The 25,579-nt window shown below is 67.1% G+C and carries 19 protein-coding genes; 13 read left to right on the top strand and 6 right to left on the bottom strand.

Annotated features, from left to right (window positions below; all coding sequences use genetic code 11):
* Positions 1-148: 148 nt before the first annotated feature.
* The 10 genes from O0J73_RS12030 (at position 149) to O0J73_RS12075 (ending at position 9,496) form a co-directional block, all read left to right on the top strand.
* Positions 149-442: a LysM peptidoglycan-binding domain-containing protein gene (locus tag O0J73_RS12030; RefSeq protein ID WP_308308782.1), complete on the top strand. Its 294-nt coding sequence runs from the start codon at positions 149-151 to the stop codon at positions 440-442.
* A gap of 46 nt (positions 443-488) precedes the next feature.
* Positions 489-1,001 carry a hypothetical protein gene (locus O0J73_RS12035; protein WP_308308783.1) on the top strand — a complete coding sequence of 171 codons (513 nt, stop codon included), beginning with the start codon at positions 489-491 and terminating at the stop codon, positions 999-1,001.
* Positions 1,002-1,348: 347 nt separating this feature from the next.
* Positions 1,349-3,571: an NADP-dependent isocitrate dehydrogenase gene (locus O0J73_RS12040; RefSeq protein WP_308308784.1), complete on the top strand. Its 2,223-nt coding sequence runs from the start codon at positions 1,349-1,351 to the stop codon at positions 3,569-3,571.
* 299 nt (positions 3,572-3,870) lie between these two features.
* Positions 3,871-4,230: a hypothetical protein gene (locus O0J73_RS12045; protein WP_308308785.1), complete on the top strand. Its 360-nt coding sequence runs from the start codon at positions 3,871-3,873 to the stop codon at positions 4,228-4,230.
* A 197-nt stretch (positions 4,231-4,427) separates the two neighbouring features.
* Positions 4,428-5,372: a hypothetical protein gene (locus O0J73_RS12050; RefSeq protein WP_308308786.1), complete on the top strand. Its 945-nt coding sequence runs from the start codon at positions 4,428-4,430 to the stop codon at positions 5,370-5,372.
* Positions 5,365-5,913: an ATP/GTP-binding protein gene (locus tag O0J73_RS12055; RefSeq protein ID WP_308308787.1), complete on the top strand. Its 549-nt coding sequence runs from the start codon at positions 5,365-5,367 to the stop codon at positions 5,911-5,913. Before O0J73_RS12050 ends, O0J73_RS12055 begins: the two co-directional genes overlap by 8 nt.
* Complete coding sequence (locus tag O0J73_RS12060; RefSeq protein ID WP_308308788.1) at positions 5,906-6,322, top strand: roadblock/LC7 domain-containing protein; 417 nt, start codon at positions 5,906-5,908, stop codon at positions 6,320-6,322. Before O0J73_RS12055 ends, O0J73_RS12060 begins: the two co-directional genes overlap by 8 nt.
* 54 nt (positions 6,323-6,376) lie before the next feature.
* Positions 6,377-6,736 carry a hypothetical protein gene (locus tag O0J73_RS12065; protein ID WP_006473505.1) on the top strand — a complete coding sequence of 120 codons (360 nt, stop codon included), beginning with the start codon at positions 6,377-6,379 and terminating at the stop codon, positions 6,734-6,736.
* Positions 6,737-6,813: 77 nt separating this feature from the next.
* Positions 6,814-8,544 carry a bifunctional isocitrate dehydrogenase kinase/phosphatase gene (aceK, locus tag O0J73_RS12070; protein WP_308308789.1) on the top strand — a complete coding sequence of 577 codons (1,731 nt, stop codon included), beginning with the start codon at positions 6,814-6,816 and terminating at the stop codon, positions 8,542-8,544.
* Between the two features lie 61 nt (positions 8,545-8,605).
* Positions 8,606-9,496, top strand: coding sequence for an energy transducer TonB (locus O0J73_RS12075; RefSeq protein ID WP_308308790.1), 891 nt, complete (start codon positions 8,606-8,608; stop codon positions 9,494-9,496).
* 34 nt (positions 9,497-9,530) lie between these two features.
* Here the strand turns inward: O0J73_RS12075 and O0J73_RS12080 are convergent, their stop codons facing one another.
* From O0J73_RS12080 to O0J73_RS12090, 3 genes are all read right to left on the bottom strand, one after another.
* A complete protein-coding gene (locus tag O0J73_RS12080; RefSeq protein ID WP_308308791.1) occupies positions 9,531-11,105 on the bottom strand; it encodes a diguanylate cyclase in 1,575 nt (524 codons plus the stop codon).
* Positions 11,106-11,219: 114 nt separating this feature from the next.
* A complete protein-coding gene (locus O0J73_RS12085) occupies positions 11,220-12,236 on the bottom strand; it encodes a cupin-like domain-containing protein (RefSeq protein WP_308308792.1) in 1,017 nt (338 codons plus the stop codon).
* A gap of 64 nt (positions 12,237-12,300) precedes the next feature.
* Positions 12,301-15,291, bottom strand: coding sequence for a TonB-dependent receptor (locus O0J73_RS12090; protein WP_308308793.1), 2,991 nt, complete (start codon positions 15,289-15,291; stop codon positions 12,301-12,303).
* A 488-nt stretch (positions 15,292-15,779) separates the two neighbouring features.
* Between O0J73_RS12090 and O0J73_RS12095 the strand changes: the two genes are divergently transcribed.
* The gene (locus O0J73_RS12095) at positions 15,780-16,976 is read left to right on the top strand and encodes a sugar MFS transporter (RefSeq protein ID WP_083797423.1); all 1,197 of its coding nucleotides are present in this window, start codon (positions 15,780-15,782) and stop codon (positions 16,974-16,976) included.
* 17 nt (positions 16,977-16,993) lie between these two features.
* Here O0J73_RS12095 and O0J73_RS12100 read toward each other — a convergent pair whose 3' ends face one another.
* Complete coding sequence (locus O0J73_RS12100) at positions 16,994-18,001, bottom strand: LacI family DNA-binding transcriptional regulator (RefSeq protein ID WP_006473477.1); 1,008 nt, start codon at positions 17,999-18,001, stop codon at positions 16,994-16,996.
* A gap of 341 nt (positions 18,002-18,342) precedes the next feature.
* Between O0J73_RS12100 and O0J73_RS12105 the strand changes: the two genes are divergently transcribed.
* On the top strand, positions 18,343-20,874 hold the full coding sequence (locus tag O0J73_RS12105) for a glycoside hydrolase family 3 protein (protein ID WP_308308794.1): 2,532 nt from the start codon (positions 18,343-18,345) through the stop codon (positions 20,872-20,874).
* Between the two features lie 109 nt (positions 20,875-20,983).
* Here O0J73_RS12105 and rho read toward each other — a convergent pair whose 3' ends face one another.
* Together rho and trxA are read right to left on the bottom strand one after the other, a co-directional pair.
* Positions 20,984-22,744 carry a transcription termination factor Rho gene (gene rho / locus O0J73_RS12110; protein ID WP_308308795.1) on the bottom strand — a complete coding sequence of 587 codons (1,761 nt, stop codon included), beginning with the start codon at positions 22,742-22,744 and terminating at the stop codon, positions 20,984-20,986.
* Positions 22,745-22,955: 211 nt separating this feature from the next.
* Entirely contained in the window at positions 22,956-23,285 is a 330-nt protein-coding gene (trxA, locus tag O0J73_RS12115) for a thioredoxin (RefSeq protein ID WP_005411275.1), read from the bottom strand.
* Between the two features lie 511 nt (positions 23,286-23,796).
* Between trxA and rhlB the strand changes: the two genes are divergently transcribed.
* A complete protein-coding gene (gene rhlB, locus O0J73_RS12120) occupies positions 23,797-25,518 on the top strand; it encodes an ATP-dependent RNA helicase RhlB (RefSeq protein WP_308308796.1) in 1,722 nt (573 codons plus the stop codon).
* The last annotated feature ends 61 nt before the right edge of the window (positions 25,519-25,579 follow it).

Below are 25,579 nucleotides of genomic sequence, written 5' to 3' on the forward strand. Positions count from 1 at the left end.
GCAGGCCGGCCAGCGGCCGGCACGACCAGGCACCCGCTCTCCCGATTGTTCAGCCGCCCCGGGGGGCGGCTTCACATCTGCACCATCCCCATTTAACAACCTCCATGGCAACGTGCGAACCACGTAGTCATGCAGACGGGAGTTGTGGATGAGTACCGAGAAGAAAGCCGATTTCTCCGGCGTCAGTGCCAGCGTCGACAGTACCGCCGAGCAGGTGCCGAAGGCGGACTTCTCCGGCGTCAGCGCTTCGGTGGACAGCACCGCCCAGGTTGTCAGCGGCGGCACCTACACCGTGCAGAAGGGAGATTCGCTGTCGAAGATCGCCAAGCAGCACCTGGGCGACGCCAATGCCTGGAAGAAGATCTTCGAAGCCAACCGCGATGTGCTCGACGACCCGGACAAGATCTTCCCGGGCCAGACCCTGAAGCTGCCGCCGAAGTAAGCCGGCGATCGAACGCCGTCCGACAATCCCCTGGGAGGAACCCCGAATGATCAAGACCACCCCGCTCCAGACCGCCCTGATCGCCGCCCTGCTGGGCAGCGTTGCCCTGGTCGGTTGCAAGAAGAAGGAAGAATCGACCGACAGCAACGCCGCACCGGCAGCAACCGCGCCGGCCGAACCTGCAGCGCCGGCGCCGATGACCGGCGCGCCGCCGCCGATGGCCGAAGCCGCTGCGGTCAGCGTCTCCACCGTTACCGTGGGCAAGACGGCCGCTGCCGACAAGTCGGTCGCACCGGCTGCACTGTTCGCACCGAAGGATGACGTCATCGTCTCGATCAAGACCGACGGCACCGCCAACAATGTCAATGTCGGCGCCAAGCTGACCTACCAGGACGGCCAGGTGGCCGGCGAACAGACCGCGACCCTGAACGCCAGCGGCGCGGAAACCACCAACGTCACGTTCAAGAATGCAAAGGGCTGGCCGGCCGGCAAGTACCGCGCCGAGGTCATGGTCGATGGCAAGGCGGCCGGAACGCCGCAGGAGTTCGAGGTCAAGTAAGTCCTGCCGACTCTCTCCCGGCAGGACTCACGATGGACGCAGCCGCGAGGCTGCGTCCTTTTTTATTGGGCGATGGCCAGGCCTCATCCACGCATGGCGTGGATCTATGGGTGCGTGCCGATGTTTTCGTAGCGCCGTGCCCTGCGTGGATGGATCACAGCGTTGCCCGCGTGCAGTACCGCCGCGTATGGCGCGGCTTTGCCCCGCGCGGCTGAAAACGCGACAATGCAGGGGTTTCCCCACCGCGCGCCCACCCTGACGGCGGCAGGGAAAAGCGACACGGTTGCACGTGGCCCGGCGCTGGCGCCGGCCTTCCCCTGAGCACTGCTACAGAGTCCAAGTCCCCCATGTCCAAGATCCTCTACACGCTGACCGACGAAGCCCCGTTCCTGGCCACCCAGTCGCTGCTGCCGATCGTCGATGCCTACACCGCCACCGCCGGCATCGTGGTCGAAACCCGTGACATCTCGCTGTCCGGCCGCATCCTGTCGCAGTTTCCGGAACTGCTGTCCGATGCACAGAAGGTCAGTGACGACCTGGCCGAACTGGGCCAGCTGGCGACCACCCCGGACGCCAACATCATCAAGCTGCCGAACATTTCGGCGTCGGTGCCGCAGCTGAAGGCGGCCATCAAGGAATTGCAGGACCAGGGCTATCCGCTGCCGGATTACCCGGAAACCCCGGCCGACGACCAGCAGCGCGACTACAAGGCGCGCTATGACAAGGTCAAGGGCAGCGCGGTGAACCCGGTGCTGCGCGAAGGCAACTCCGACCGCCGCGCACCGCTGTCGGTGAAGAACTACGCGCGCAAGCACCCGCACCGCATGGGTGCCTGGGCCGCCGATTCGAAGTCGCACGTCGCGCACATGGCCGCCGGTGACTTCTACGGCAGCGAGAAGTCGGCCACCCTGGCCAACGCCGGTTCGCTGAAGATCACCTTCCACGGCAAGGACGGCAGCGCCGTCGTGCTGAAGGAAAAGACCGCGGTCAAGGCCGGCGAGATCGTCGATGCCGCGGTGATGAGCCGCAAGGCGCTGGCCGCGTTCATCAGCGAGCAGATCGCCGATGCCAAGGCCCAGGGCGTGCTGTTCTCGCTGCACCTGAAGGCGACCATGATGAAGGTCTCCGACCCGATCATGTTCGGCGTGGCGGTCAACGAGTTCTACAAGGACGTGCTGGCCAAGCACGCCGACGTGCTGAAGCAGGCCGGTTTCGATGCCAACAACGGCATCGGTGACCTGGCCGCGCGCCTGCCGTCGCTGCCCGAAGCCACCCGCGCCGCGATCGAAGCCGACCTGGCGGGCGAGTACGCACAGCGCCCTGGCGTGGCCATGGTCAACTCGGACAAGGGCATCACCAACCTGCACGTGCCGAGCGACGTGATCGTCGACGCCTCGATGCCGGCGATGATCCGCGACTCCGGCAAGATGTGGAACGCCGAAGGCAAGCTGCAGGACACCAAGGCGGTCATTCCGGACCGCTGCTACGCCGGCGTGTACCAGGCCGTCATCGACGACTGCAAGGCGCACGGTGCCTTCGACCCGGCCACCATGGGCTCGGTGCCGAACGTCGGCCTGATGGCACAGAAGGCCGAAGAGTACGGCTCGCACGACAAGACCTTCCAGATCGCCGCCGATGGCGTGGTCAAGGTCACCGACGACGCCGGCAACGTGGTGTTCGAGCATGCCGTGGAAGCCGGTGACATCTGGCGCATGTGCCAGACCAAGGATGCGCCGATCCAGGACTGGGTGAAGCTGGCAGTCGAACGCGCCCGCCTGAGCAGCACCCCGGCCGTGTTCTGGCTGGACGCCGCCCGTGCCCACGACGCACAGGTCATCGCCAAGGTCGAAACCTATCTGAAGAACCACGACACCGCCGGCCTGGACATCCGCATCCTGCCGCCGGTGGAAGCCACCGCGTTCTCGCTGGACCGCATCCGCAAGGGTGAGGACACCATCTCGGTGACCGGCAACGTGCTGCGCGACTACCTGACCGACCTGTTCCCGATCATGGAGCTGGGCACCAGCGCCAAGATGCTGTCGATCGTGCCGCTGATGGCCGGTGGTGGCCTGTTCGAGACCGGCGCCGGTGGCTCGGCGCCGAAGCACGTGCAGCAGTTCGTCGAAGAGGACTACCTGCGCTGGGATTCGCTGGGTGAATTCCTGGCCCTGGCCGCGTCGCTGGAACACCTGGGCAACCGTTACGACAATGCTGCTGCCCGCGTGCTGGCCAAGGCGCTGGACGAAGCCAACGGCCAGTTCCTGGACAACGACAAGTCGCCGTCGCGCAAGCTGGGTGGCATCGACAATCGCGGCAGCCACTTCTACATCGCGCTGTACTGGGCCCAGGCCCTGGCCGCGCAGAATGAAGATGCCGCGCTGAAGGCGCGCTTCGCCCCGCTGGCCAAGGCGCTGACCGACAACGAGCAGAAGATTGTCGACGAGCTGAGCGCCGTGCAGGGCAAGGCCGTGGATATCGGCGGCTACTACCGCCCGGACGTGGCCAAGGCCAGCAAGGCGATGCGCCCGAGCGCGACCTTCAATGCCGCGCTGGAGCAGCTGCGCGGCTGATCCAGCGCCCGCAGGAAGTGACATCGAAACCCGCGCTCCGGCGCGGGTTTTTTTTGGGGCGGAGGCCGGGACAGGCAGCGATGAAGTGTCGGGTCTGCCCGGGTCCAGCCGATGCCAGCAGCGCGTGCTGATCGACCCTGGCGCTTCCAGCCAACGTATGAGCGGTGGGAGCGACGTCTTCTGTCGCAGGCGGACGCCCTTCCGAAAACTGTGACCGGCGCTCGGCAGTCTTGGGATGCGTAGTCCTAGCTTACTGCCCCCCGAGGCTGACATCCGTTGGCCAAGCGAAGAGGCAGGACATGGCAGGACTGAGTGAATCGTTGAATCAATTGATGGCCATCGAGGGCGCCCAGGCGGTGGCACTGGTGGATCACGACAGTGGCATGCTGCTGGGTGAGGCCGGCAGTGGGCTGGACATGGAAGTGGCGGCGGCAGGCAACACGGAAGTCATCCGCGCCAAAATGAAAACCTGCACGGCCCTGCGGCTGGATGACGCCATCGAGGACATTCTGATTTCGCTGGGCCGCGCGTACCACATCATGCGACCCATCTCTCAACGCCCCGGGTTGTTCTTCTACCTGGTGCTGGATCGCCGTCGCGCAAATCTGGCCATGGCACGGCGCAAGGTGCAGGACGTTGAAGCCCTGCTGGTGATCTGAGAAGCCTGCAACAGACAGCGGCCGGCGCAGCCGTCCGTTGTCAGAACGGCATGAATATTGCCCACGATGGCCGTCCCAGAATCACGCTGGGGAGGCTGGGTGGGAAGAGAATCTGAGCATGCGGTCACGGCTGCGGCGTGGCCGCTCCCCTATCGTCAGCCAGCGGTACGGGGCGATCGCGCACAGGGGGAACACGGATGGCACGCGTGCTGGTAGTGGGAACCGATCTGCAGGGCGAACAGGCCCTGCTGCAGCGGCTGCGCCTGGCCTCGGCCCTGCCCGATGGGCAGGTGTGCCGCAGCCAGGACCTGGACGACTGCGATCTGCTGGTGGTGCGTGATACGCCGGCGCTGCGCAATGCCGCGCTGCGCATGCGCGAGCAGCGGCCGCGCCTGCAGTGCTGGATCGAAGGCATCGGCGGCCAGCTGCGCGAGGGCCATGGCCGCCAGGATGTCCTCGATGATGGGGCCATCGGCCGCGCGCTGCGTGGCATGCAGGGCAGCGCCGAACCCGCGCCGGTGCGCCTGGCCGACGGCGCCCATGCCATCACCCGCCTGCTGCGCGAGCGCCTGCCGGTGCGCCAGGGCCATGCACTGCTGGGCGAGAGCGGCCAGCCGTTGCTGCTGCTGGATCTGGAACAGGACCAGGCCGTACTCCTGCAGGAACCGGCCGCCGTGCTGGTGGAACGCCTGGCCCAGGGCTTCGAACATCTCCATCTGGACGCGCTGACGCCGGCGCAGTTCCGGGTGCTGGCAGGCAACCGCGCGCGCCAGCCGCTGCGGCCGCTGCTGTGGCAATGGGCGCAGCGCAGCCGCCACTGGCACGCACTGGACGAGCGCCTGCGCGGTGCGGCGGTGAAGCTGCTGCGCTGGCCCGATTTCCGCGTGCTCGGCCACGACCACGATGGATTCCGCCTGTGCTCGCTGCTGCTCAAGCGCGCGTGCACGGTGGACGAGTGCGCGACGCTGCTGGAGCTGCCGCCGGCCGCCGTGCGCGACTTCATCCATGCCGCCTACCTGTGTGGCTACGCGCAGCTGCAGACTGCTGCGCCGGTAACTGCCGCGCCGAGGGGTAGCAGCGCCGACCATGGCCTGCTGGCACGCCTCTGGCGCAGCCTGCGCGGGAGCGAGCGCAATGCGTGAGCACAAGGTGGTGGTGCTTGGCGGCATGGGCAGTGGCAAGTCGACCCTGGTACGCAGCATCGCGGCCGGTGCGGTCATCGACACCGACGTCGCCAACAGCGACCGTGCGGGCGCGGACAAGGCCTCGACCACCGTCGCCCTGGATTACGCCGACATCGACCTGCCCAACGGTGAGCGCCTGCGCCTGTACGGCACGCCCGGCCAGCAGCGCTTCGACTTCCTGTGGCCGATCCTGCTGCAGGGTGCGCGTGGCGCGGTGCTGCTGCTGGATGCGCGCCGCGCCGGCGTCGCTGACGAACTGGATGCCTACCTGCAGGCGCTGCGGCCGTTTGCCGGCACGCTGGCGCTGGTGGTGGCGGTGACCCACCTGGACCAGGTGCCCGATGCGCAGCTGGACGACTGGGCCAGCCGGGCGTGCCTGGATGACCAGCCGCTGCCTTTGCTGCCCGTGGATGCGCGGGACCGCGCGCAGGGGCTGCTGCTGATGGACGTGCTGATGGGCGAAATGGAAGCGCACGCACTGGTGGCCGCGCATGGCTGACGGGCAGGTGGCGGTCCTGCCCGATGCGGGACAGCGCGAGCGCCTGCAGCCGCTGCTGCAGGGCCTGCAGCAGCGCGTGGAAGGGGTGCGCACGGTCGTGCTGGCCAGCGTGGATGGTTTCGCGCTGGTCAGCGCCGGTGCCGACGGCCGCGGCGAACGGTTGGCGGCAATGACCAGCGCGATGCTGGCGCTGGCCGCGGCGGTGGGGCGCGAGCTGGTGCTGGGCGATCTGCAGACGCTGATGCTGGAAGCCGCGGGGGGCAAGGTGCTGATGCTGGCGATCCAGGCCGAAGGCCGCGCGCCGCTGCTGCTGATGGCAGCCTGCGACCAGCGCAGTGTGATCGGCCAGGTGCTGTGGCAGAGCAGGGAATGTGGCCAGGCGATCCTGGCCGAACTCAGCGGATCGTGAGCCCGGCCGCAGGGGAACAAGGGGCTCGAACCAACACTGACAAGGGGATACGACGTGGCTGGATTGACTGAATCGTTGAACGCACTGATGGGCATCGATGGCGCACAGGCGGTGGCGCTGGTCGACTATGAAAGCGGCATGCTGCTGGGTGAAGCCGGTGCCGGCATGGACATGGAAGTGGCCGCGGCCGGCAACACCGAAGTGATCCGCGCCAAGATGAAGACTGCCGCGTCGCTGAACCTCAACGACACCATCGAGGACATCCTGATCTCGCTGGGCAAGGCGTACCACATCATGCGTCCGGTGGCGAAGAAGAAGGGGCTGTTCTTCTACATCGTGCTGGACCGCACCAAGTCCAACCTGGCACTGGCGCGGCGCAAGGTGCAGGACGTGGAGGCCGAACTGGCGATCTGAGCCGGCACTACCCGCGCGCTCGACGGCACTACACACGCCAGCGTATGGTGAAGCCGGTCCTCTCCGATGAGCCCTGCATGTCCGAGCCTGACATCACCGCCGAGCTGGCGTCGCGCATCGCGGGTGCCATCCGTGATGGCTTCGAGCAGTATCACGCCCGCTTTGCGGCGATCACCGCGCGTGCGCGGCAGCGCTTCGAGCAGCGCGACTGGGCCGGCGCCCGCCAGGATGCCGTCGAGCGCATCGCCCTGTACGACCTGTGCATCGCCGAGCAGATGGATGCGCTGCGTCGCCTCGCCGGTGAGGCGATCGGCGCGCGCGCGCTGTGGCTGCAGGTGCACGCGCGCTACAGCACCCTGCTGCAGGGGCTGATCGATGCCGAGCTGTACAAGACCTTCTACAACACCTTGTCGCGGCGCCTGTTCGCCACCCGTGGCGTGGACCCGGCGCTGGAGTTCATCGCCTTCGACGTTGAACCTTCCGATGCCATCACCCATCCGGTCGCACGGCATACCTACGCGGTCTCGCCCACGCGGCCGGTGGAGGCGCTGCAGCGGGTGCTGGCCGATTACCGCTTCGACATTCCCTATGCCCACCAGTTGCGCTGCGCGGCGGCGATCGCAGTGCGCCTGCAGGACGATCTGGCCCATTGGGGTGATACGCCGGTACGCAGCATCGAGCTGCTCGACACCGTGTTCTATCGCGAGCGCCGCGCCTATCTGGTCGGCCGCGTGTTCGGCGAGCATCGCTTCTCGCCGTGCGTGATCGCTCTGGTCAACGATGAGCGCGGGCTGCGCGCCGATGCCGTGCTGACCCGGCGCCGCGATGTCGCCCACCTTTTTGGCGTGTCGCGCAGCTACTTCCTGGCCGACCTTGCCACGGTGGGGGATGCGGTGGTGTTCCTGCGCAGCCTGCTGCCGGGCAAGCCAATCGATGAGATCTACACCGTGCTGGGCCGCGCCAAGCAGGGCAAGACCGAGCGCTACCGCACCTTCTTCCGCCACTTCAACGAGCATCCGCAGGAACGGTTGGTGCCTGCCGAAGGCACGCCGGGCATGGTCATGGCGGTGTTCACCCTGCCCAGCTATCCGTTGGTGTTCAAGCTGATCCGCGACCGCTTTGCCTGGCCCAAGGCAATGTCGCGGCAGCAGGTGGAAGAGAAGTACGCGCTGGTGTTCAACCTCGACCGTGTCGGCCGCCTGCTCGACGCACAGCCGTATCGTCATCTGCGCTTCCCGCGTGACCGCTTCGCGCCGGCGCTGCTGGACGAGCTGCTGCAGCAGTGCGCGCAGAGCGTTCGCGTCGATGGCGACCAGGTGGAAGTCGCGCTGTGCTATGTGCAGCGTCGCTTCCGCCCGCTGAATCTGTACCTGCGCGAGCAGGGTGGCGAGGCGGTGCGGGCGGCGGTGCTCGACTATGCGCAGGCCATCACCGACATGGCGCGCAACAACATTTTTCCCGGTGACATGCTGCCGAAGAACTTCGGTGTGTCGCGGCATGGGCGTGCCGTGTTCTACGACTATGACGAGCTGTGCCTGGTCAGCGACTGCGTGTTCCGCGCCTGGCCGCAACCGCGCAGCCCGGAAGAGGCAATGGCCGATGAGCCGTGGTTCCATGTAGGCCCGCGCGATGTCTTCCCTGAGCGCTTCGGCCCGTTCATGGGCCTGCCAGCCGGTGAACTGGCCGCGGTGCGCGAGCATTTCCGGCACCTGTTCGATCCGCAGTGGTGGCAGCAGCTGCAGGACAGGTTCGCGCGTGGTGACTACCCCGACACCCCGCCGTACGCGGGCGCCCATCGGCTGGCGTGAACGGGCTGCCGTGATGGCCGCGACTGGGGTACGCTCGGCACTCATCACCAAGGATCCGGCAATGATGCGTTCCCCCCTGTTTCTCGCCCTCGCGCTGGCCGTAGGCTGCGGCGCCCCCTTGCTGGCCGGCGATGCCAGTGCACAGACCGCACGCGCCGTGCGCGCCACGGCGGAAATGAGCATGGTGCTTTCCGGCCATGTCGAGATCACCGCCGATGGTTCGGTCAGCACGCTGGTACTGGACCAGAAGTCGATGCTGTCTCCGAGCATCGCGTCCTTCGTCGAGGGCACCATTGCAGGTTGGCGCTTCGAGCCGACGCTGCGTGATGGCAAGGCGGTGGCGACGCGTGCCCCCATGCACGTGCGCCTGCGCGGCAAGCCGATGGCGGAGGGCGGCTACGAAGTCAGCATGACCAGCGTCAACTTCAGCGAATACGATCCGAAGGCGACCGACTCGGTGACCGACCGACGCATTACGCCGCCGCGTTACCCGGAAGAGGTGTTTCGGAACGGTGGCCAGGGCGAGGTGCTGTTGATGGTCAAGGTGGCCCGCGACGGTACGGTGGCCGATGTCGTTGCCGAGCAGGTCAACATGGCCGTGGTCGGGCCCGAGCAGACCCTGGCCAGGATGCGCGACAGCCTGGCCAAGGCCAGCGTCAGCAGCGCGCGCAAATGGACCTTCACCCCGCCGACCACCGGCGAGGACAGCACCCGGGACAGCTGGACGGTACGCGTGCCGGTGACCTTCGCCCTGAACAACGACCGCAATGCCGGGCCGGAGCGTCTGGGGCGCTGGCGTGTCTTCATTCCGGGGCCGCGGCACGCCGTGCCGTGGCGCATGGCGGACCCGATCGAGCAGGCCGGCAGTGACCTGCTGCAGGAGGGCGGCGTCTACATGGTGGATGGCGCCAGGCGCGGCGTGCGCCTGCTGACTCCGCTGGAACAGGGCTGAGCAGGATGGCGGAGCTGGCCGGGCCGGCTCCGCCTCAGTCGGCGTAGGGGTAGACCACGACCCGGTTGCGGCCCTGTTCCTTGGCCATGTACAGCGCCTTGTCGGCCAGCCGCAGCGCCTGCTCGGCATCGACATGGAAGCTCGGGAAGTGGGCCACGCCCAGCGACACGGTGATGGTGCCCACCGGCTCGAACGGGTGGCCGGCGATACGCTGGCGCAGGCGTTCGCCGGCCTGGCGTGCCGGCTCGGCGTTGATGCCCGGCAACAGCAGCAGGAATTCCTCGCCGCCGGCGCGGCAGAGGATGTCGCTGTCGCGCGAATAGCGGCGCATCTGATCAGCGATATGGACGATGGCGGCATCGCCGACGTCGTGGCCGTGGGCATCGTTGATCGATTTGAAGCGATCGATGTCCAGCGCCAGGATCGCGAATGGGATGCCCTGCACCTGCAGCGCATCCAGTGCCTGCTGCAGGCCACGACGGTTGAGCAGGCCGGTCAGCGGGTCGGTGCGGCTGGCCCGGTTGAGCGTGCCGATCCGGTCCTGCAGTGCGTTGAAGCTGTGCAGCACCGCGTGTTTCAGCTGTGCGACCTCGAAGTACCAGGCACGGATGCCGCTGACATGGTTGATTGCATTGCCGGTATCCTCGCCGCCCTGTACGTTGCGCGCCAGCTGCCACAGCGGCATCGAAATGCGGCGGGCGAACCACCAGGTGACCAGCAGCGACAGCAGGCCGAGCGGAATCGCGTTCCAGATCACTGCGGTCATCAACCGCGACAGCGGTTGCAGGGTGGCCTCGGTCGGACGCTGGGCGATGATGCCCCAGCCGGTCGCCGGCACCGGTGCATACCCGGCCAGCATCGACACGCCCAGGTTGTTGCGCACCTGCTGGGCACCGCGCTCGCCACGCACCACCGCCTTCACCGCCGGATTGCCGACCACGTAGTCTCCCACCCGCTTGCCATCGGCGTGATAGAGCAGGCGACCATGACGGTCGACCACGTACAGGTAGGACCCGTCGCGGTAGTAGTGCTTGCCCAGCAGCGTATGCAGTGCGCTGCGCTGGCGCAGGTACAGGGTCCCGCTGACGTAGCCGCGGTAATGGCCCTGGCGGTTGAAGATCGGGTGCGACAGCGACACCAGCAGCTTGCCGGTGGCCGATTGGTACGGATCGCTGATCATCGGCTGGCGTGCCGCCAGAGCCGCGTTGTTGCCGACGCTGTGCAGCACCTCACCCTGCAGCTGCAGGGTCTGCGGCGAAGTGGCGATCACCAGGCCATCGGCGTCCACCACCAGCGAGGAATTGAAGCTGTTGGTCTGCAGCTGCAGGCGGCTGGCCTCATCCTGCGCCCGCTGCGGATCCAGATCGTCCTGGCCGAGCCGGGTGGCCGCATAGGCCAGCTCCTGCTGTGCGGCCAGCAGGAAGTTCTGGGTGGTCTCGGCCAGCTTGGTGGCATAGACACGATTGGCTTCCAGGGTATTGCCGACCAGCTGGTCGCGCTGCACCCGGTAGCTGGCCAGCAGGGTATTGGCCAGCGCGATGATGGCGCTGAGCAGGGCCAGGGCAAGGATCAGCTTGCCCAGGTTGAGGCGGGGCGAAATCAGGCGCATGCGGGGCAAACGAGGGCAGAGGGCGCTCGGCGCGGTCAGGTACCGGCGGAGGCGGGGCTGCATTATCGCCACAAAAGGGCCGGGCGCGGGTGAAGCACGCGCCGGCCACAGGGCTCACCGTTGCAGTCGCTGGCGCAGGATCTGCCGTATCTGCGCGGCGCCGTCGGCGTGCAGCGGGGCCAGCACGCCACGCGCATGCGCAGGAATATGTGCGCTGGTCGACGTATCGGCGTCGAACACGTAGTGATCGAACATCGCGCGCCAGTGCGCGCGCTGGGGTTCGGGCAGGTCGCGCACCGCCAGGATCGCCAGCATCAGTGCGTTCATCGGGGAATCCATCCAGGCCGGCACCGGGCGCCACCAGCTGTTGATCAGCACGTTGAACGCGTCCAGTCCTTCCATGTGGTGCCACCAGAGTGAAGGAATGAAGACGGCATCGCCAGGCGCCAGCTCTGCTACCTGCGCCTGTGCCAGCGCCTCGCGGAAGCGTGGGAAGCGCTCGAAATCCGGTGCGTCGAAGTCAACCAGGCTGATCGCCTGGCCGGCCGGGGTGAAATCCAGCGGGCCGACGTAAAGATTGCGCCCCTGATCGGGGGCGAACAGGGTGACCCGGCGGCGCCCCGCCGCCACGCAGGCAAGATTGTCCGGCACATCCTGGTGGGCGGCGATGCGCGAGCGGTTGCCGATCCAGATGCTGGTCAGCGGGTCGGCCATGCCCAGCTGCAGCGGATTCGCTTCGGCCAGGCCGGGCAGGAAGCTGTCCAGCGTGGTCGAGGCGACGTAGATCGAAGGCGGCGACGGGTCGCGTGCGTACTTCAGCAGCGTAGCCAGCACGACGTTCAGCGGCACCTGTTCGCGGCGGAAGTTGAAGCCGCTCATATCCTCGTTGTAGAACAACCGCCCCTGCGTTTCGGGCGCTGCGGTGGTCGCGGTCACCGGCATCCGGCCAGGATCGAAGCTGGCCAGATGGGCGACTGCAGCGGCATCGGAGGTGCGTGCGGCGGCCACCAGCGGCCAATGCGAGACCAGCCCGCGGATCACCTTCGGCGTGGTCCATCCCGGCAGCTGCTGGTGCAGTTGCGCTGGGTCCAGGCCGTGTACTTCGTCGATGGGGCGGGGCGGCGGCAGCATGCGCGGATATCCGGTGGGGTGTGTGGAGCCGGGCCTGCGCCCGGCTCCACGATACCGTGGCCGGTCAGAACTTGTAGCGTACGCCGAACATGTAGCGTGGGCCGGTCTGGGTGGCGTAGCGCAGCATGTTGGTATGGCGCGAGTAGGTGCGCATTGTCTCGTCGGTGAGGTTGATCGCTTCCAGGCTCAGGGTCAGCTGTTCGCTCACCGCGTAGCTGATGTTCAGATCGAGCTGGCCGTAGGCGGCGGTGTAGTTCGGATTGGGACCCTGGCCGCCGATGCCGTTGAGGAACTTGTCGCGCCAGTTGTACGCCGCACGGATCTGCCAGGCGTTCTTGTCATAGAAGGCGACAACGTTGGCCGAGTCGCTCAGGCCGATCATCGGGTACTGGTCACCCAGGCTCAGGTTGTTGAAGGTCAGCCCCGACTTCACCTTGGTGTAGTTGGCCGCGACGCCGAAGCCGGACTGGCCGAACAGGTGCTGTACCGCCACTTCCCAGCCATCGAGATGGTCCGAGTGCTGGTTGGCGGGCACGGTGACGTCGAAGCCGGCGATCGGATCACCCGGCAGGCCGGTGATGGTGCCGGTCTTCTGCCCCGCCGAATTGGTGCCGGTGTAGGTCACGCCCGGATCGCCGGCATGGTTGGTGAAGATGTAGTCGCGGATGCAGGGCATGTCGGTGGTGCCGCAGCCGGAAGCCAGTGCCTCGTTCCAGTACGCGCCGCCCACCGGGGTGTGCAGCGTGCCGGTGTTCTCGCGCACGATGGTGTCGCTGATGAAGTTCTTGATGTTCTTGCGGAAGAAGCCGACCGAGGCATAGCTGGCCTCGCCGTAGTACCACTCCAGCGACAGGTCGAAGTTGTCCGAGATCAGCGGCTCCAGCCCCGGGTTGCCACGACTGGCGGTGCCGCCCTGGGTGCGCACGATGTCGGCCAGCGACTGGCCGCTCTGGATCTGGGTCCAGCTGGGGCGGCCCAGCGTGCGGCTGTAGCTGCCGCGCAACGCCAGCGATTCGCTCAGGTCCAGCTTCAGGTCGACGTTGGGCAGCATGTAGTCGTACTTGCCACGGCCACCGATGAAACTGCTGTCGGCCGCGTAGACGATGTTCAGCTCGTTGGCCGAGCCCCAGCTGATGCCGGTGGGTACGCGCACCATCGCGTTGGATTCCACTTCGGTGCGCTCGTAGCGCACGCCGGCGGCCACGTGCAGCGGCATCGACCAGTCGAAGCTGGTGCGGTACTGCAGGTAGGCGCTGCGGGTCTTCTCGGTGGTGCGGATATCCTCTGAGTACTGGCTGGGCGCGTAGTAGCAGCTGGGGCAGGCCGGATCGGAGGCGCTGCCGACCTGCGCAGCGCGATCGATCAGGCGGTCGAAGTCGAAGACCAGGAACTGGCCGGTCAGGCGCGGATCGCTGTGGCCGGAGAATGCCTTGAAGTACTTGGCCATGTTGTCCGCATACCAGATGTCATCGGCGTAGTCGGACGGTGTTCCCAGGCCACCCCAGGTATTGCGCTGCATGATCGCCGACGCCGAACGGTTCTCCACCTGGGCATGGCCGATGCCGAAGTCCAGCGCCGAATAGTCGGCAAAGCGGAACGTACCGCGACCCTGGTATTGCTGCACTTTCGACTTGTTGTAGCTGTTCTGGAACACCGAACCGGTCACCAGCGCATCGGACGCCTGCACGCCGCCGGGCGGCAGCGCGATGTTGATGATCGGCAGGTCGCCGCTGTAATCCACCGTGGTCTTGCCGCGCACGAAGGCGGCCACGCCCAGCACGCCGGCCGAACCATACGGACTGTCCGGCTTCGATTCGGCGGTGGAGTTGTGGGCATCGAACGAGAGGTCCAGCGCGTCGTTCACTTCCCAGTCCACGTTGAAGCCCAGCGAGTGCATGCCGGTCTTGGTGGCCAGCTTGGCGCCGCCCATCGACACGTCCGAATTGGTCATGTCCTCGCTGTAGATGATCGGCGCGGCCACCGGCCCGTTGGTCCAGGTGCTGTCGCCCGGTCCGTAGTTGAACCACACGGACAGTTCACTGCGTTGCTGCTGCACCTTGTTCTCGACATAGGTGTAGTCCAGCGTGGTCGTCACGTTGTCGGCCGGCTTCCACTGGAACGTGGCCTGCGCATTGGTGCGCTGGCGTTGCACGCCGTTGACGTTGTACGCGGTGTTCTGCGGGCGTGCGTACACATCGTTGGGCCCGGGCCGGTTGGTGATGCGATCGGCATAGCCCTGGCCCGGTTGCGGCAGCGCGCGCCAGTCGGTGGTGTTGTTGCCGTACAGGGTCGCCCAGCCTTCGGCCACCGTGGCCTGGTTGAAGCCCGAATCGCGTTCCTGATGGCTGGCACTGAGGGTCACGCCGAAGCGGTCATCGGCGTAGCGCTGGCTGAAGATGCCCGACAGCTCGCCGGTGATGTTCGAACCCTGCAGCGTGCGCGGCAGGTTGTCGTTGGATGAATCATTGACCGCCTTCAGGCCCAGGCTGATCACCGGCTCCGATTCCAGCGGGCGCATCGTCCTGATGTTGATGGTGGCGCCGATACCGCCCGCCGGGTTGTCGGCACGGCTGGTCTTGTACACCTCCACCGCCGAAACCGATTCGGAGGCAAGGTTGGCGAAATCGAACGAGCGCGAGCCATTCAGGCCGCCACCACCGTTGCCAAGGTTGGAGGCGGGCATCTGGCGACCGTTCAACAACACCAGGTTGTAGTCCGGGCCGATGCCGCGCACGGTCACCTTGGAGCCTTCGCCGCTGGAGGTACGGTCGATCGACACGCCGCTGATGCGCTGCAGCGATTCGGCCAGGTTGGTATCCGGGAATTTGCCGATGTCCTCGGCGACGATGCCATCGACCACGCCCTGGCTGTCGCGCTTGAGGTTCATTGAAGACTGCAGGCTGCCGCGGATACCGGTGACCTGCACGGTATCCAACGTGGCCGGATCGGCGGTGCCGGCGGCGGGTGCGTCCTGTGCCCAGGCCGGTGCAGCCAGCGCTGCCAGCAGCGCGGAAGTGAGCATCGTCTTGCGAGGTACTGCCCTGTACGTCTTCATGCAAGCTCCCTCCCCAGGGAATCCGGTGGTGTTGTTGCGTTGTTCTGATCGCGGTTACTGCACGTGGCCGGATTGGAGCGACGGTTGACAGCGTTGTCAACAAACTGCCATCAAGTGCGCCTGACCAGCGACCGTGCAGGTCGGGATGTAACCGTTGCCAGGAACCCGCTCGCATCGGCGAATTGCCTTTATTGAAGGCGTTTGCAGCGGTTTTTCAGGGATGACAGCGCTGCCAATCCGGATGCGGAAAAGCGTTGTGCGGTGCAGAACGAAACTGCGCGGATGACGGTGCGGGGGCGAGCCGGGGAGGCTGTGCGACGCGTTGACAGCGCTGGACAATGCAGTTGGCCTTCGCGTGCCCCGCATGACCGATGGATGGCTTGAAACACTGACCGGGAGGACAGGCTTTGGACACAGCAACGACCGTCAGCGGACAACACGTGCAGGGCAATACCCGCGCGTTGGCCGTGGTGACCGCGATCTTCTTCATGTGGGGTTTTCTCACCTGCCTCAACGACATCCTCATTCCCCACCTGAAGGCTGCCTTCGCGCTCAGCTGGGTGCAGGCGATGCTGATCCAGTTCACCTTCTTCGGCGCCTACTTCCTGATGTCACTGCCGGCCGGGCGGCTGGTCGCGGCGCTCGGCTACAAGCGTGGCATCGTCGCCGGCCTGGCCATCGCCTGCGTGGGTGCGCTGATGTTCTGGCCGGCCGCTGCCGCGCATGTGTACGGCCTGTTCCTGGCGGCGCTGTTCGTGCTGGCCACCGGCATCACCGTGCTGCAGGTGGCGGCCAATCCCTATGTCGCGCTGCTCGGTGACGAGCGCACCAGCTCCAGCCGGCTGACCCTGGCGCAGGCGATGAACTCGCTGGGCACCACGCTGGCGCCGCTGTTTGGCGGCCTGCTGATCCTCTCGGCGAAGCCACGCAGCGAGGATGAGCTGGCCCTGCTGCCGCAGGCCGAAGCACTGGCCTATCGCGCGGCCGAAGCGCAGTCGGTGCAGCTGCCGTACTTCGGCCTGGCAGTCGCGCTGTTCCTGCTGGCCGTCGCGATCTGGATGTTCCGCCTGCCCACCATTCCGGGCGTGGAGGGGCGCGCCAGCAGCGAAGGCCGCGTATGGGACGTGCTGCGCCATCGCCACGTGCGCCTGGGCGTGCTGGCCATCTTCTGCTACGTCGGGGCCGAGGTGTCCATCGGCAGCGTGCTGGTCAATTTCCTGTCCTCGCCGGGCATCGGCCAGGGCCTGACCGAGCAGGAGGCCACCGGCTATGTTTCGCTGTACTGGGGCGGCGCGCTGGCCGGCCGCCTGGTGGGGGCGGCGCTGCTGGCGCGGCTGGACGCACGCCATCTGCTGGGCCTGTTCGCGGTGGCGGTGATGATCCTGCTGGGCATCACGGTCACCGCCAGCGGCGGCCTGGCCAAGTGGGCCGTGGTCAGCATCGGCCTGTTCAACTCCATCATGTTCCCGACCATCTTCGCCCTGGCCATCGCCCGCCTTGGTGCACTCACCGGAAAGGCGTCCAGCCTGCTGGTGATGGCCATCGTCGGTGGCGCGGTGATTCCGCTGGCAATGGGCTGGCTGGCCGACCGCCATGGCCTGCAGCTGTCCTTCCTGCTGCCGGTGCTGTGCTACGTCTACATCGCCTTCTATGCGTGGAAGGGCTCACGGCTGCCGGCGCCATGAGCCCGGTTCCGCCGTCGTCAGCGCCGCCGGGGCGCGGCGGTCGACTCGCGATCCAGCACCGCATGCTCGACCGTGATCATGCGTCCTGCGGTCTCGGTGCGGATGTGCTCGATCAACTGCTCGGTCGCCAGCCGGCCCATGTGCGCGGTCGGCTGGCGCACCGTGGTCAGCGCCGGATAGATGTGCCCGGCGATCGGGGTATCGTCGAAGCCGCACACCGACAGATCGCGCGGGACACGCAGGCCACGTTCGCCGGCCACGCGGTATACCGCTGCGGCCATGTCATCGTTGGCCGCGAAGATCGCCGTCGGCGGATCGTCCAGGTCCAGCAGGATGTTGGCGGCATCCACGCCCGATTCGAACGAGAACTGGCCGTTGACCACCAGCTGCGGGTCGTAGGCGATACCGGCCCCGCGCAGCGCCTGGCGATATCCGGCGTGGCGCCACTGGCAGGCACCGTGTGCGCGGGGACCCTTGATGTGGCCGATGCGGCGATGGCCCTGCGCGACCAGGTGGCCGATCAGTTCGACCACCGCGGTGGTCTCGTCCATGCGCACGCCGATGCGGCCTTCCGGGTGGCGTGGCGCGATGCAGGCGAAAGGAATGTCCTGCTCTTCCAGGTAGGACAGCACCACATCATCGTCGGTCAGTGGTGGAATCAGCACGACGCCGTCCGGGCGCGAGTTCTCGAACAGCGCGGCCAGGTCGGGCAGGGTGCGGCGGCCGGTGCCGACCGGCCCCAGGATCAGGTTGTAGTGCTGCGCATGGCAGGCTTCCAGCATGCCGCTCTGGATTTCCATCAGGTAGTTGCGCGAAGGATTGTTGTAGACCAGCGCCAGTGCATACGAGCGCTGGCCGGCCAGGCTGCGCGCCGACAGGTTGGGCTTGTAGCCCAGCCGCGCCACTGCCGCCAGCACGCGTTCGCGCGTCTGCTCGCGCACGTTCGGCTCGTGGTTGAGTACGCGGGACACGGTCTTGATCGAAACCCCGGCGACGGCGGCGACATCCTCGATTCGACTGCGCATGGTGCGATGGATCCTCCTGGAAGGCGGCGGGCACGCGGCGATGGTAGAGCGTGCTGGCCGGATCGATGTTGCCGAAGCAGGCGGATGTTGCCACGACCGGAGGCCCGCTGGCACGTCCGGATTCCTTGTCGCGATGCAGCACCCGGGCGTGGCTGCGGTGCGCCACAAGCGCGGCGGAGCCCGTCGTTGCGCGGCCACCGTCCCATTGCGCACGAACGACGATTGACAGCACGTGAGCGGCCTTATATGACAGCGCTGTCAGGAGCGGTGCGCAGGCACCCATGCCGGCGTGCCATCGCCGCCGCGCATGCCAGGAACTTCATCCACGGAGGTAGAGCCCAGTGAATCGCCCCACCCAGACCCTTCTTGCCAGCTGCCTGCTGGCCGCGCTGGCCGCAGCGGCCGGTGCCGCACACGCCGAGGGCGAACGCCTGCAGGACTGGCCGCGCGTGCACAGCGCGATCGCCACCGACGCTGGCATCGAACGCCGCGTGCAGCAGATCCTTTCGCAGATGACGCTGGCGCAGAAGATCGGGCAGATGACCCAGGCCGAGATCAAGACGATCACGCCGGAACAGGTACGCCAGTACTACATCGGCTCGGTGCTCAACGGCGGCGGCTCCTGGCCGGGCATGGACAAGCACGCCAGCGTGCAGGCCTGGCTGAAGCTGGCCGATGCCTACCACGCGGCTTCATTGGCCACCGATGCGAAGACGCCGGTGCCGGTGATCTGGGGTACCGACGCGGTGCATGGCCACAACAATGTGCTGGGCGCCACGCTGTTCCCGCACAACATCGGCCTGGGCGCGGCCGGTGATGCCGAACTGATCGAGCGCATCGGCGAGGCGACCGCACGCTCGGTGCGTGCCACCGGCATCGGCTGGGTGTTCGCGCCCACCCTGGCCGTGGCCCACGACCCGCGCTGGGGCCGCACCTACGAAAGCTATTCGTCCGACCCGGCGGTGATCCGCAGCTTCGCCCACGCCTACGTCAAGGGCGCGCAGGGGGCGTTCAAGGATGACGGCAACGTGGTCACCACCGCCAAGCACTACCTGGGCGATGGCGCTACCGACAACGGCCGGGACCAGGGTGAGGCGCTGGTCGACAAGGCCACCATGATCAACGTCCACGCGCAGGGCTATTACGGCGCGCTGGCCGAAGGTGCGCAGACGGTGATGGCCTCGTTCAACAGCTGGAACGACCGCGCGGGTGGTGTCGACTACGGCAAGATGCACGGCAGCAAGGCACTGCTGACCGATGCGCTGAAAGACAGGATGGGTTTCGACGGCTTCGTCGTCTCCGACTGGAACGGCATCGCCCAGGTGCCAGGCTGCCGCAACGACAGCTGTGCGCAGGCCATCAACGCCGGCATCGACATGGTGATGGTGCCTGATGACTGGAAGGCCTTCATCGACAACACCACCACGCAGGTGCAGAAGGGCGAGATCCCGATGGCGCGCATCGACGATGCGGTGACGCGCATCCTGCGGGTGAAGCTGCGCGCCGGGCTGTTCGAACACAAGCCGTCCGACAGCCGCTACGCAGGTGATGCCAGCGCCGTACAACACCGCGAGCTTGCGCGCCGTGCGGTGCGCGAATCACTGGTGCTGCTGAAGAACGAAGGCAAGGTACTGCCGCTGCGCCGCGACGCGCGCGTGCTGGTGGTCGGCAAGAGCGCCGACAACATCGGCGACCAGTCCGGCGGTTGGTCGCTGACCTGGCAGGGCACCGAGAACAGCAATGCCGACTTCCCCAACGCCGACTCGGTGCTGGGCGCGTTGCGGGCCGAACTGGGTACGGACAAGATCAGCTTCAGCGCAGATGGCCAGCGAATCGACCCGAACACCTTCGATGTGGTGCTGGCGGTGATCGGGGAAACGCCGTATGCGGAGACCAACGGTGACATCCTTGCTTCGGACACGGTCAGCCACAGCCGCGCCTACCCGCAGGACCTGGCCGTGCTGAAGGCCGCCGCAGCGAGTGGCAAGCCGGTGGTGACGGTCTACCTGTCCGGTCGGCCGATGTACACCAACGACCTGCTCAACCTGTCCAGCGCGTTCGTTGCGGCCTGGCTGCCGGGCACCGAAGGCAAGGGCGTCACCGATGTGCTGGTGGCCGGCAAGGGTGGCAAGCCCGCGCACGACTTCCGCGGCCGCCTCAGCTTCCCGTGGCCGGGCGTGCCATGCCCGGCGCCGATCGACCAGCCCGATGCGAAGAAGCCGGCCCTGTTTGCGCGGGGTTATGGGCTGAGCTACGCCAAGGGCGGCACGCTGGCGCGGCTGGACGAGGCCAACCCGGACAGCTGCGGTGAAGTGACCGTGCTGCCGATCTTCAACCGCGCCGACACGCCGCCGTTCGCCCTGCACGTGGCCGCCGCTGGCGCAACGCAACCGCTGGGCAATGATCTGAATGCCACGCTGCGCTGGCCGGCTGCCAAGCCGGTGGTGCAGGTGCGCACCGTGCAGGTGAACACCCAGCAGGATGCCAGGGAAGTGACCTGGCTGGCCCCCGCGCAGCTGATCGCGCGCAGCACCTCGCGCCACAACCTGGGCGCCTTGGCGCGCAGCAACGGCGCGCTGCAGTTCGACGTGCAGCTGGTGAAGCGCCCGGCATCGCCGGTGAAGGTGACGATGCAGTGCGGCAGCGGCTGCGAGGGCGGTGTGGATATCGCCCCGCTGCTGGCCAAGCTCTCGCCCGGCCAGAAGCAGACGGTGACCGTACCGCTGGCGTGCTTCGCCAAGCAGGGCGTGGCATTGGGCGCGGTGGAAGCCCCGTTCGTGGTGGCTGCCGACACACCGTTCGCAGCAGCGTTCACCCAGGTCAAGCTGACCGCCAACACGGCCAATGCCGAAGGTGCGGTGGCCTGCCCGTAAGCCACGCGGTTGCGCCGGGCCATGCCCGGTGCGGCCAGCAGATCCACGCCATGCGTGGATGTGCCGTTCCCGACGGCAAAAAAAAGCCCCGCAATGCGGGGCTTTTCTCTTAGCGCTTCATGGAACCGAAGAATTCGTCGTTGGACTTGGTGTTCTTCATCTTGTCCAGCAGGAATTCCATCGCGGCCATTTCATCCATCGGATGCAGCAGCTTGCGCAGGATCCAGATCTTCTGCAGCAGTTCCGGCTCGATCAGCAGGTCTTCGCGGCGGGTGCCCGAACGGTTGATGTCGATGGCCGGGAACACGCGCTTTTCAGCGATACGACGGCTCAGGTGCACTTCGCTGTTGCCGGTGCCCTTGAACTCTTCGTAGATCACCTCGTCCATCTTCGAGCCGGTGTCGACCAGCGCGGTGGCGATGATGGTCAGGCTGCCGCCTTCTTCCACGTTGCGCGCGGCACCGAAGAAGCGCTTCGGGCGGTGCAGGGCGTTGGCGTCGACACCACCGGTCAGCACCTTGCCCGAGCTCGGCACCACGTTGTTGTAGGCGCGGGCCAGGCGGGTGATCGAGTCGAGCAGGATCACCACGTCCTTCTTGTGCTCGACCAGGCGCTTGGCACGCTCGATGACCATTTCGGCCACCTGCACGTGGCGCGCGGCCGGCTCGTCGAAGGTCGAACTGATGACTTCGCCGCGCACGGTGCGCTGCATTTCGGTCACTTCTTCCGGGCGCTCGTCGATCAGCAGCACGATCAGGTGCACGTCCGGGTGGTTGGTGGTGATCGCGGTGGCGACCTGCTGCATCATCATCGTCTTGCCCGCCTTCGGCTGGGACACGATGAGCGAGCGCTGGCCCTTGCCCTGCGGTGCCATCAGGTCGAGGATGCGGCCGGTGATGTCTTCCGACGAACCGTTGCCACGCTCCAGGGTGAAGCGACGGCGCGGGAACAGCGCGGTCAGGTTCTCGAACAGCACCTTGTTCTTCGACGCTTCGATCGGCTCACCGTTGATGGTGTCGACGATGTTCAGCGCGAAGTAGCGCTCGCCATCCTTCGGGAAGCGGATGCGGCCGGAGATATGGTCGCCGGTACGCAGGTTGAAGCGGCGGATCTGGCTGGGCGAGATGTAGGTGTCGTCCGGGCCGGCCAGGTAGCTGGCTTCGGCCGCGCGCAGGAAGCCGAAGCCGTCCGGCAGGATTTCCAGCACGCCGTCGGCGGCGACGCCGTCACCGTGGCGGGTCAGCACCTTCAGCAGGGCAAAGATGACGTCCTGCTTGCGGGCGCGGGCGACGCCTTCGGAGATCTGCAGCTGCTCGGCGATTTCCAGCAGCTTCTGCGCCGGCATGCGCTTGAGGTCGCTCAGCGAGTAGACCGGGAAGCCCTCGGGCACGTTGGCATGCGGGCGCGGCACGAAGGGCTGCTGCTCGCCGCCGTCGTTGGGCATGCCATCGTCGCGGAAGCGGTTGTTGCGGTCACGGTCGCGGCGGTTGCGGAAGCGATCGCGGCGGTTGCCCTGACCCTGTCCCTGGCCCTGCTGGCCCTGCTGGCCGTTCTGGTTGTACGGGTTCTGGCCCTGGTTCTGGCCACCCCCCTGGTGATTCTGCTGGCGCGGCTGGCCGGATTCGCGGCCCTCACCACCTTCGCCGCCGCCACTGCTGGCGGGGGCCTCGGCGGCGGGCGCGCTCGGCGCAGGGGCTGCCGGCGCCGGCGCTGGCGCTTCCGGCGCGGCGGCCAGCGGCAGGGTCGGCTGCGCCGGAGCGGCGCTGGTTTCGGCGGCGGCCGGAGCGGCAGCCTTGGCTACGCGGGGCTTGCGCACGCGCTTTTCGGCGGGCGCATCGGCGCTGCCGGTTTCGGAAGTGTTATCGGACAAGAGCGTTATTCCTCGCTTGAAGGTGCGAGCGCCCGGCTGGGGCGGCGAACGTTGGGAATGGGTCTGGAAGACACTGCGTCCAGAAGGTGCGGCACGCGAACGCGGCCGGATATGCCGACACTATCATCGGCCAGCGGCGCCGTGCAAGAGTCGCCGGGAACAGCATTCATCATGGGCGCGTGGCGCCCGCGGCTGCCGGGGAACCGCAGGATCAGGCCAGGGCCTTGTCCAGCAGGCCGGCCAGCTGGGCCTTGCCGACCGCACCGATCTGCTCACCGACCTTCTCGCCGTCCTTGAACACGACCAGGTACGGAATCGAACGCACATGGTACTTGGCGGCCAGCGCACGGTTGTGGTCGACGTTGACCTTGGCGATCTTGGCGCGGCCCTGGTAGGCATCGGCCAGCTCGTCCAGCGCCGGGGCGATCATCTTGCACGGGCCACACCACTCGGCCCAGAAATCGACCAGCACCGGTTCCTTGGAATTCAGCACTGCGCTATCAAAGTCGGCGTCGCCGACATGTACAACCTTGTCGCTCATCTTGGTTTCTCGTCTTGGATTGCACCCGGCCATGCCGGAGGTGGGTGAACTGGGCCATGCCCGGTGGCGCGACCCTCGTCGTTGCCTCGCGGCGCACTGCCGCGGTGCGTTCGGCGGAATGCCTGGACGCTCACGGCCGGCAGTGTACCCCTATCGCAGGGCAGGGACAGGCGCCGGCTGGAACCCAGCGTATCGTGATCGCTTCGATGCCCGGTATGTGTCGGATTTCACTGTCTTCCTGTACATGGGGCTGGCAGTGGGCGACACCAGCTACCCCGGCCAGGCCGTTCAAGTGCGGTGTGGCTGGGTGAAGGTTCTCCGTCTCTCGGGTTGTTGAGACGGCCCATTCCGGTTTGCCCGCCCGAGTGCGTTAAACTGGGGCATTGTGCGGCGTGCGGACCGGGTGGTCCCAGCCTGCCAACCCGCCGCAGGGGCCGCAGTTTGCGACGGTGCCCCTAGACGCTGAAGTGCCAGCCGCCCCACGGGCCGGCGGCCATACCAAGACGGACACATGAGCGACAAACCGCTGACCGATTTGACCTTCTCCTCCTTCGAGCTGCATCCGGCCCTGCAGGCCGGTCTTGAAGGAGCCGGATTCACCCGCTGCACGCCGATCCAGGCGCTGACCCTGCCCGTCGCGCTGCCCGGTGGTGATGTCGCCGGCCAGGCCCAGACCGGCACCGGCAAGACGCTGGCCTTCCTGGTCGCTGTCGTGAACCGCCTGCTGACCCGCCCGGCCCTGGCCGACCGCAAGCCGGAAGATCCGCGCGCGCTGATCCTCGCCCCGACCCGTGAACTGGCCATCCAGATCCACAAGGATGCGGTGAAGTTCGGTTCCGACCTGGGCCTGCGCTTCGCGCTGGTCTACGGCGGCGTGGATTACGACAAGCAGCGCGAACTGCTGCAGCAGGGCGTTGACGTGATCATCGCCACCCCGGGCCGCCTGATCGATTACGTCAAGCAGCACAAGGTGGTTTCGCTGCACGCCTGCGAGATCTGCGTGCTGGACGAAGCCGACCGCATGTTCGACCTGGGCTTCATCAAGGACATCCGCTTCCTGCTGCGCCGCATGCCCGAGCGCACCATCCGGCAGACCCTGCTGTTCAGCGCCACCCTCAGCCACCGCGTGCTGGAGCTGGCCTACGAGCACATGAACGAGCCGCAGAAGCTGGTGGTCGAAGCCGAGACCATCACCGCCGCGCGCGTGCGCCAGCGCATCTACTTCCCGGCCGACGACGAGAAGATCCCGCTGCTGCTGGGCCTGCTGTCGCGCAGCGAAGGCGCGCGCACCATGGTGTTCGTCAATACCAAGGTGTTCGTCGAGCGCGTGGCGCGTTCGCTGGAGAAGGCCGGCTACCGTGTCGGCGTGCTGTCCGGTGACGTGCCGCAGAAGAAGCGCGAGAGCCTGCTCAACCGCTTCCAGAAGGGCCAGCTGGAAATCCTGGTGGCCACCGACGTGGCCGCCCGCGGCCTGCATATCGACGGCATCAAGTACGTCTACAACTACGACCTGCCGTTCGATGCCGAGGACTACGTGCACCGCATCGGCCGTACCGCGCGCCTGGGCGAAGAGGGTGATGCGATCAGCTTCGCCTGTGAGCGCTACGCCATGGGCCTGCCGGACATTGAGGCCTACATCGAGCAGAAGATTCCGTCCGAGCCGGTGACCAAGGAACTGTTGACCCCGCTGCCGCGTCCGGAACGCCCGGCCCCGGCCGCTGGCGAGGACGGCGAGGAGAGCGAGAGCGTCGGCCAGATCTTCCGTGAAGCGCGCGAAGCCCGCGCCGCCGAGGAAGAGCGTCGTGGTGGTGGCCGCAGTGGCGGCCGCTCCGGCGGTGGTCGTGGCGAGCGTCGCGACGGTGAGCGCAGCGGCGAGCGCCGTTCGCGTGGCCCGCGCAAGCCACGCGTGGAAGGCGAGCAGACGGCAGCCGCGCCGGTTGACGGTGCCGAGGCCGCGGTTGCCCAGGCTCCGCGTCCGCCGCGCCCGCCGCGTGCCGAAGGCGCACCGGAAGGGGCGGTGGAGGGCGAGCGCAAGCCGCGCAAGCGCCGTCGTCGTCGCCACGGCCGTCCGGTCGAAGGCGCCGAGGGCGTGCAGAACACGGCCGGCAATGGCGCCAGCCCGGTCACCCCGGTACAGGTGGTGGCCAAGCCGGTGCGCACCGCCGCCGACACCGGCGATTCGTTCCTGACCCGCATCGGCCGCAAGATCCGCCGGATGCTGTCGGGCAGCTAAGCCGCTGATGGTGGGTGCGGACCTTGGTCCGCACTGCCCCATGGGGTGGGGTAGCGGCCGG

This window comes from Stenotrophomonas sp. Sm6012 (genome assembly GCF_030985895.1).
In the GTDB taxonomy this organism is placed as follows: domain Bacteria; phylum Pseudomonadota; class Gammaproteobacteria; order Xanthomonadales; family Xanthomonadaceae; genus Stenotrophomonas; species Stenotrophomonas forensis.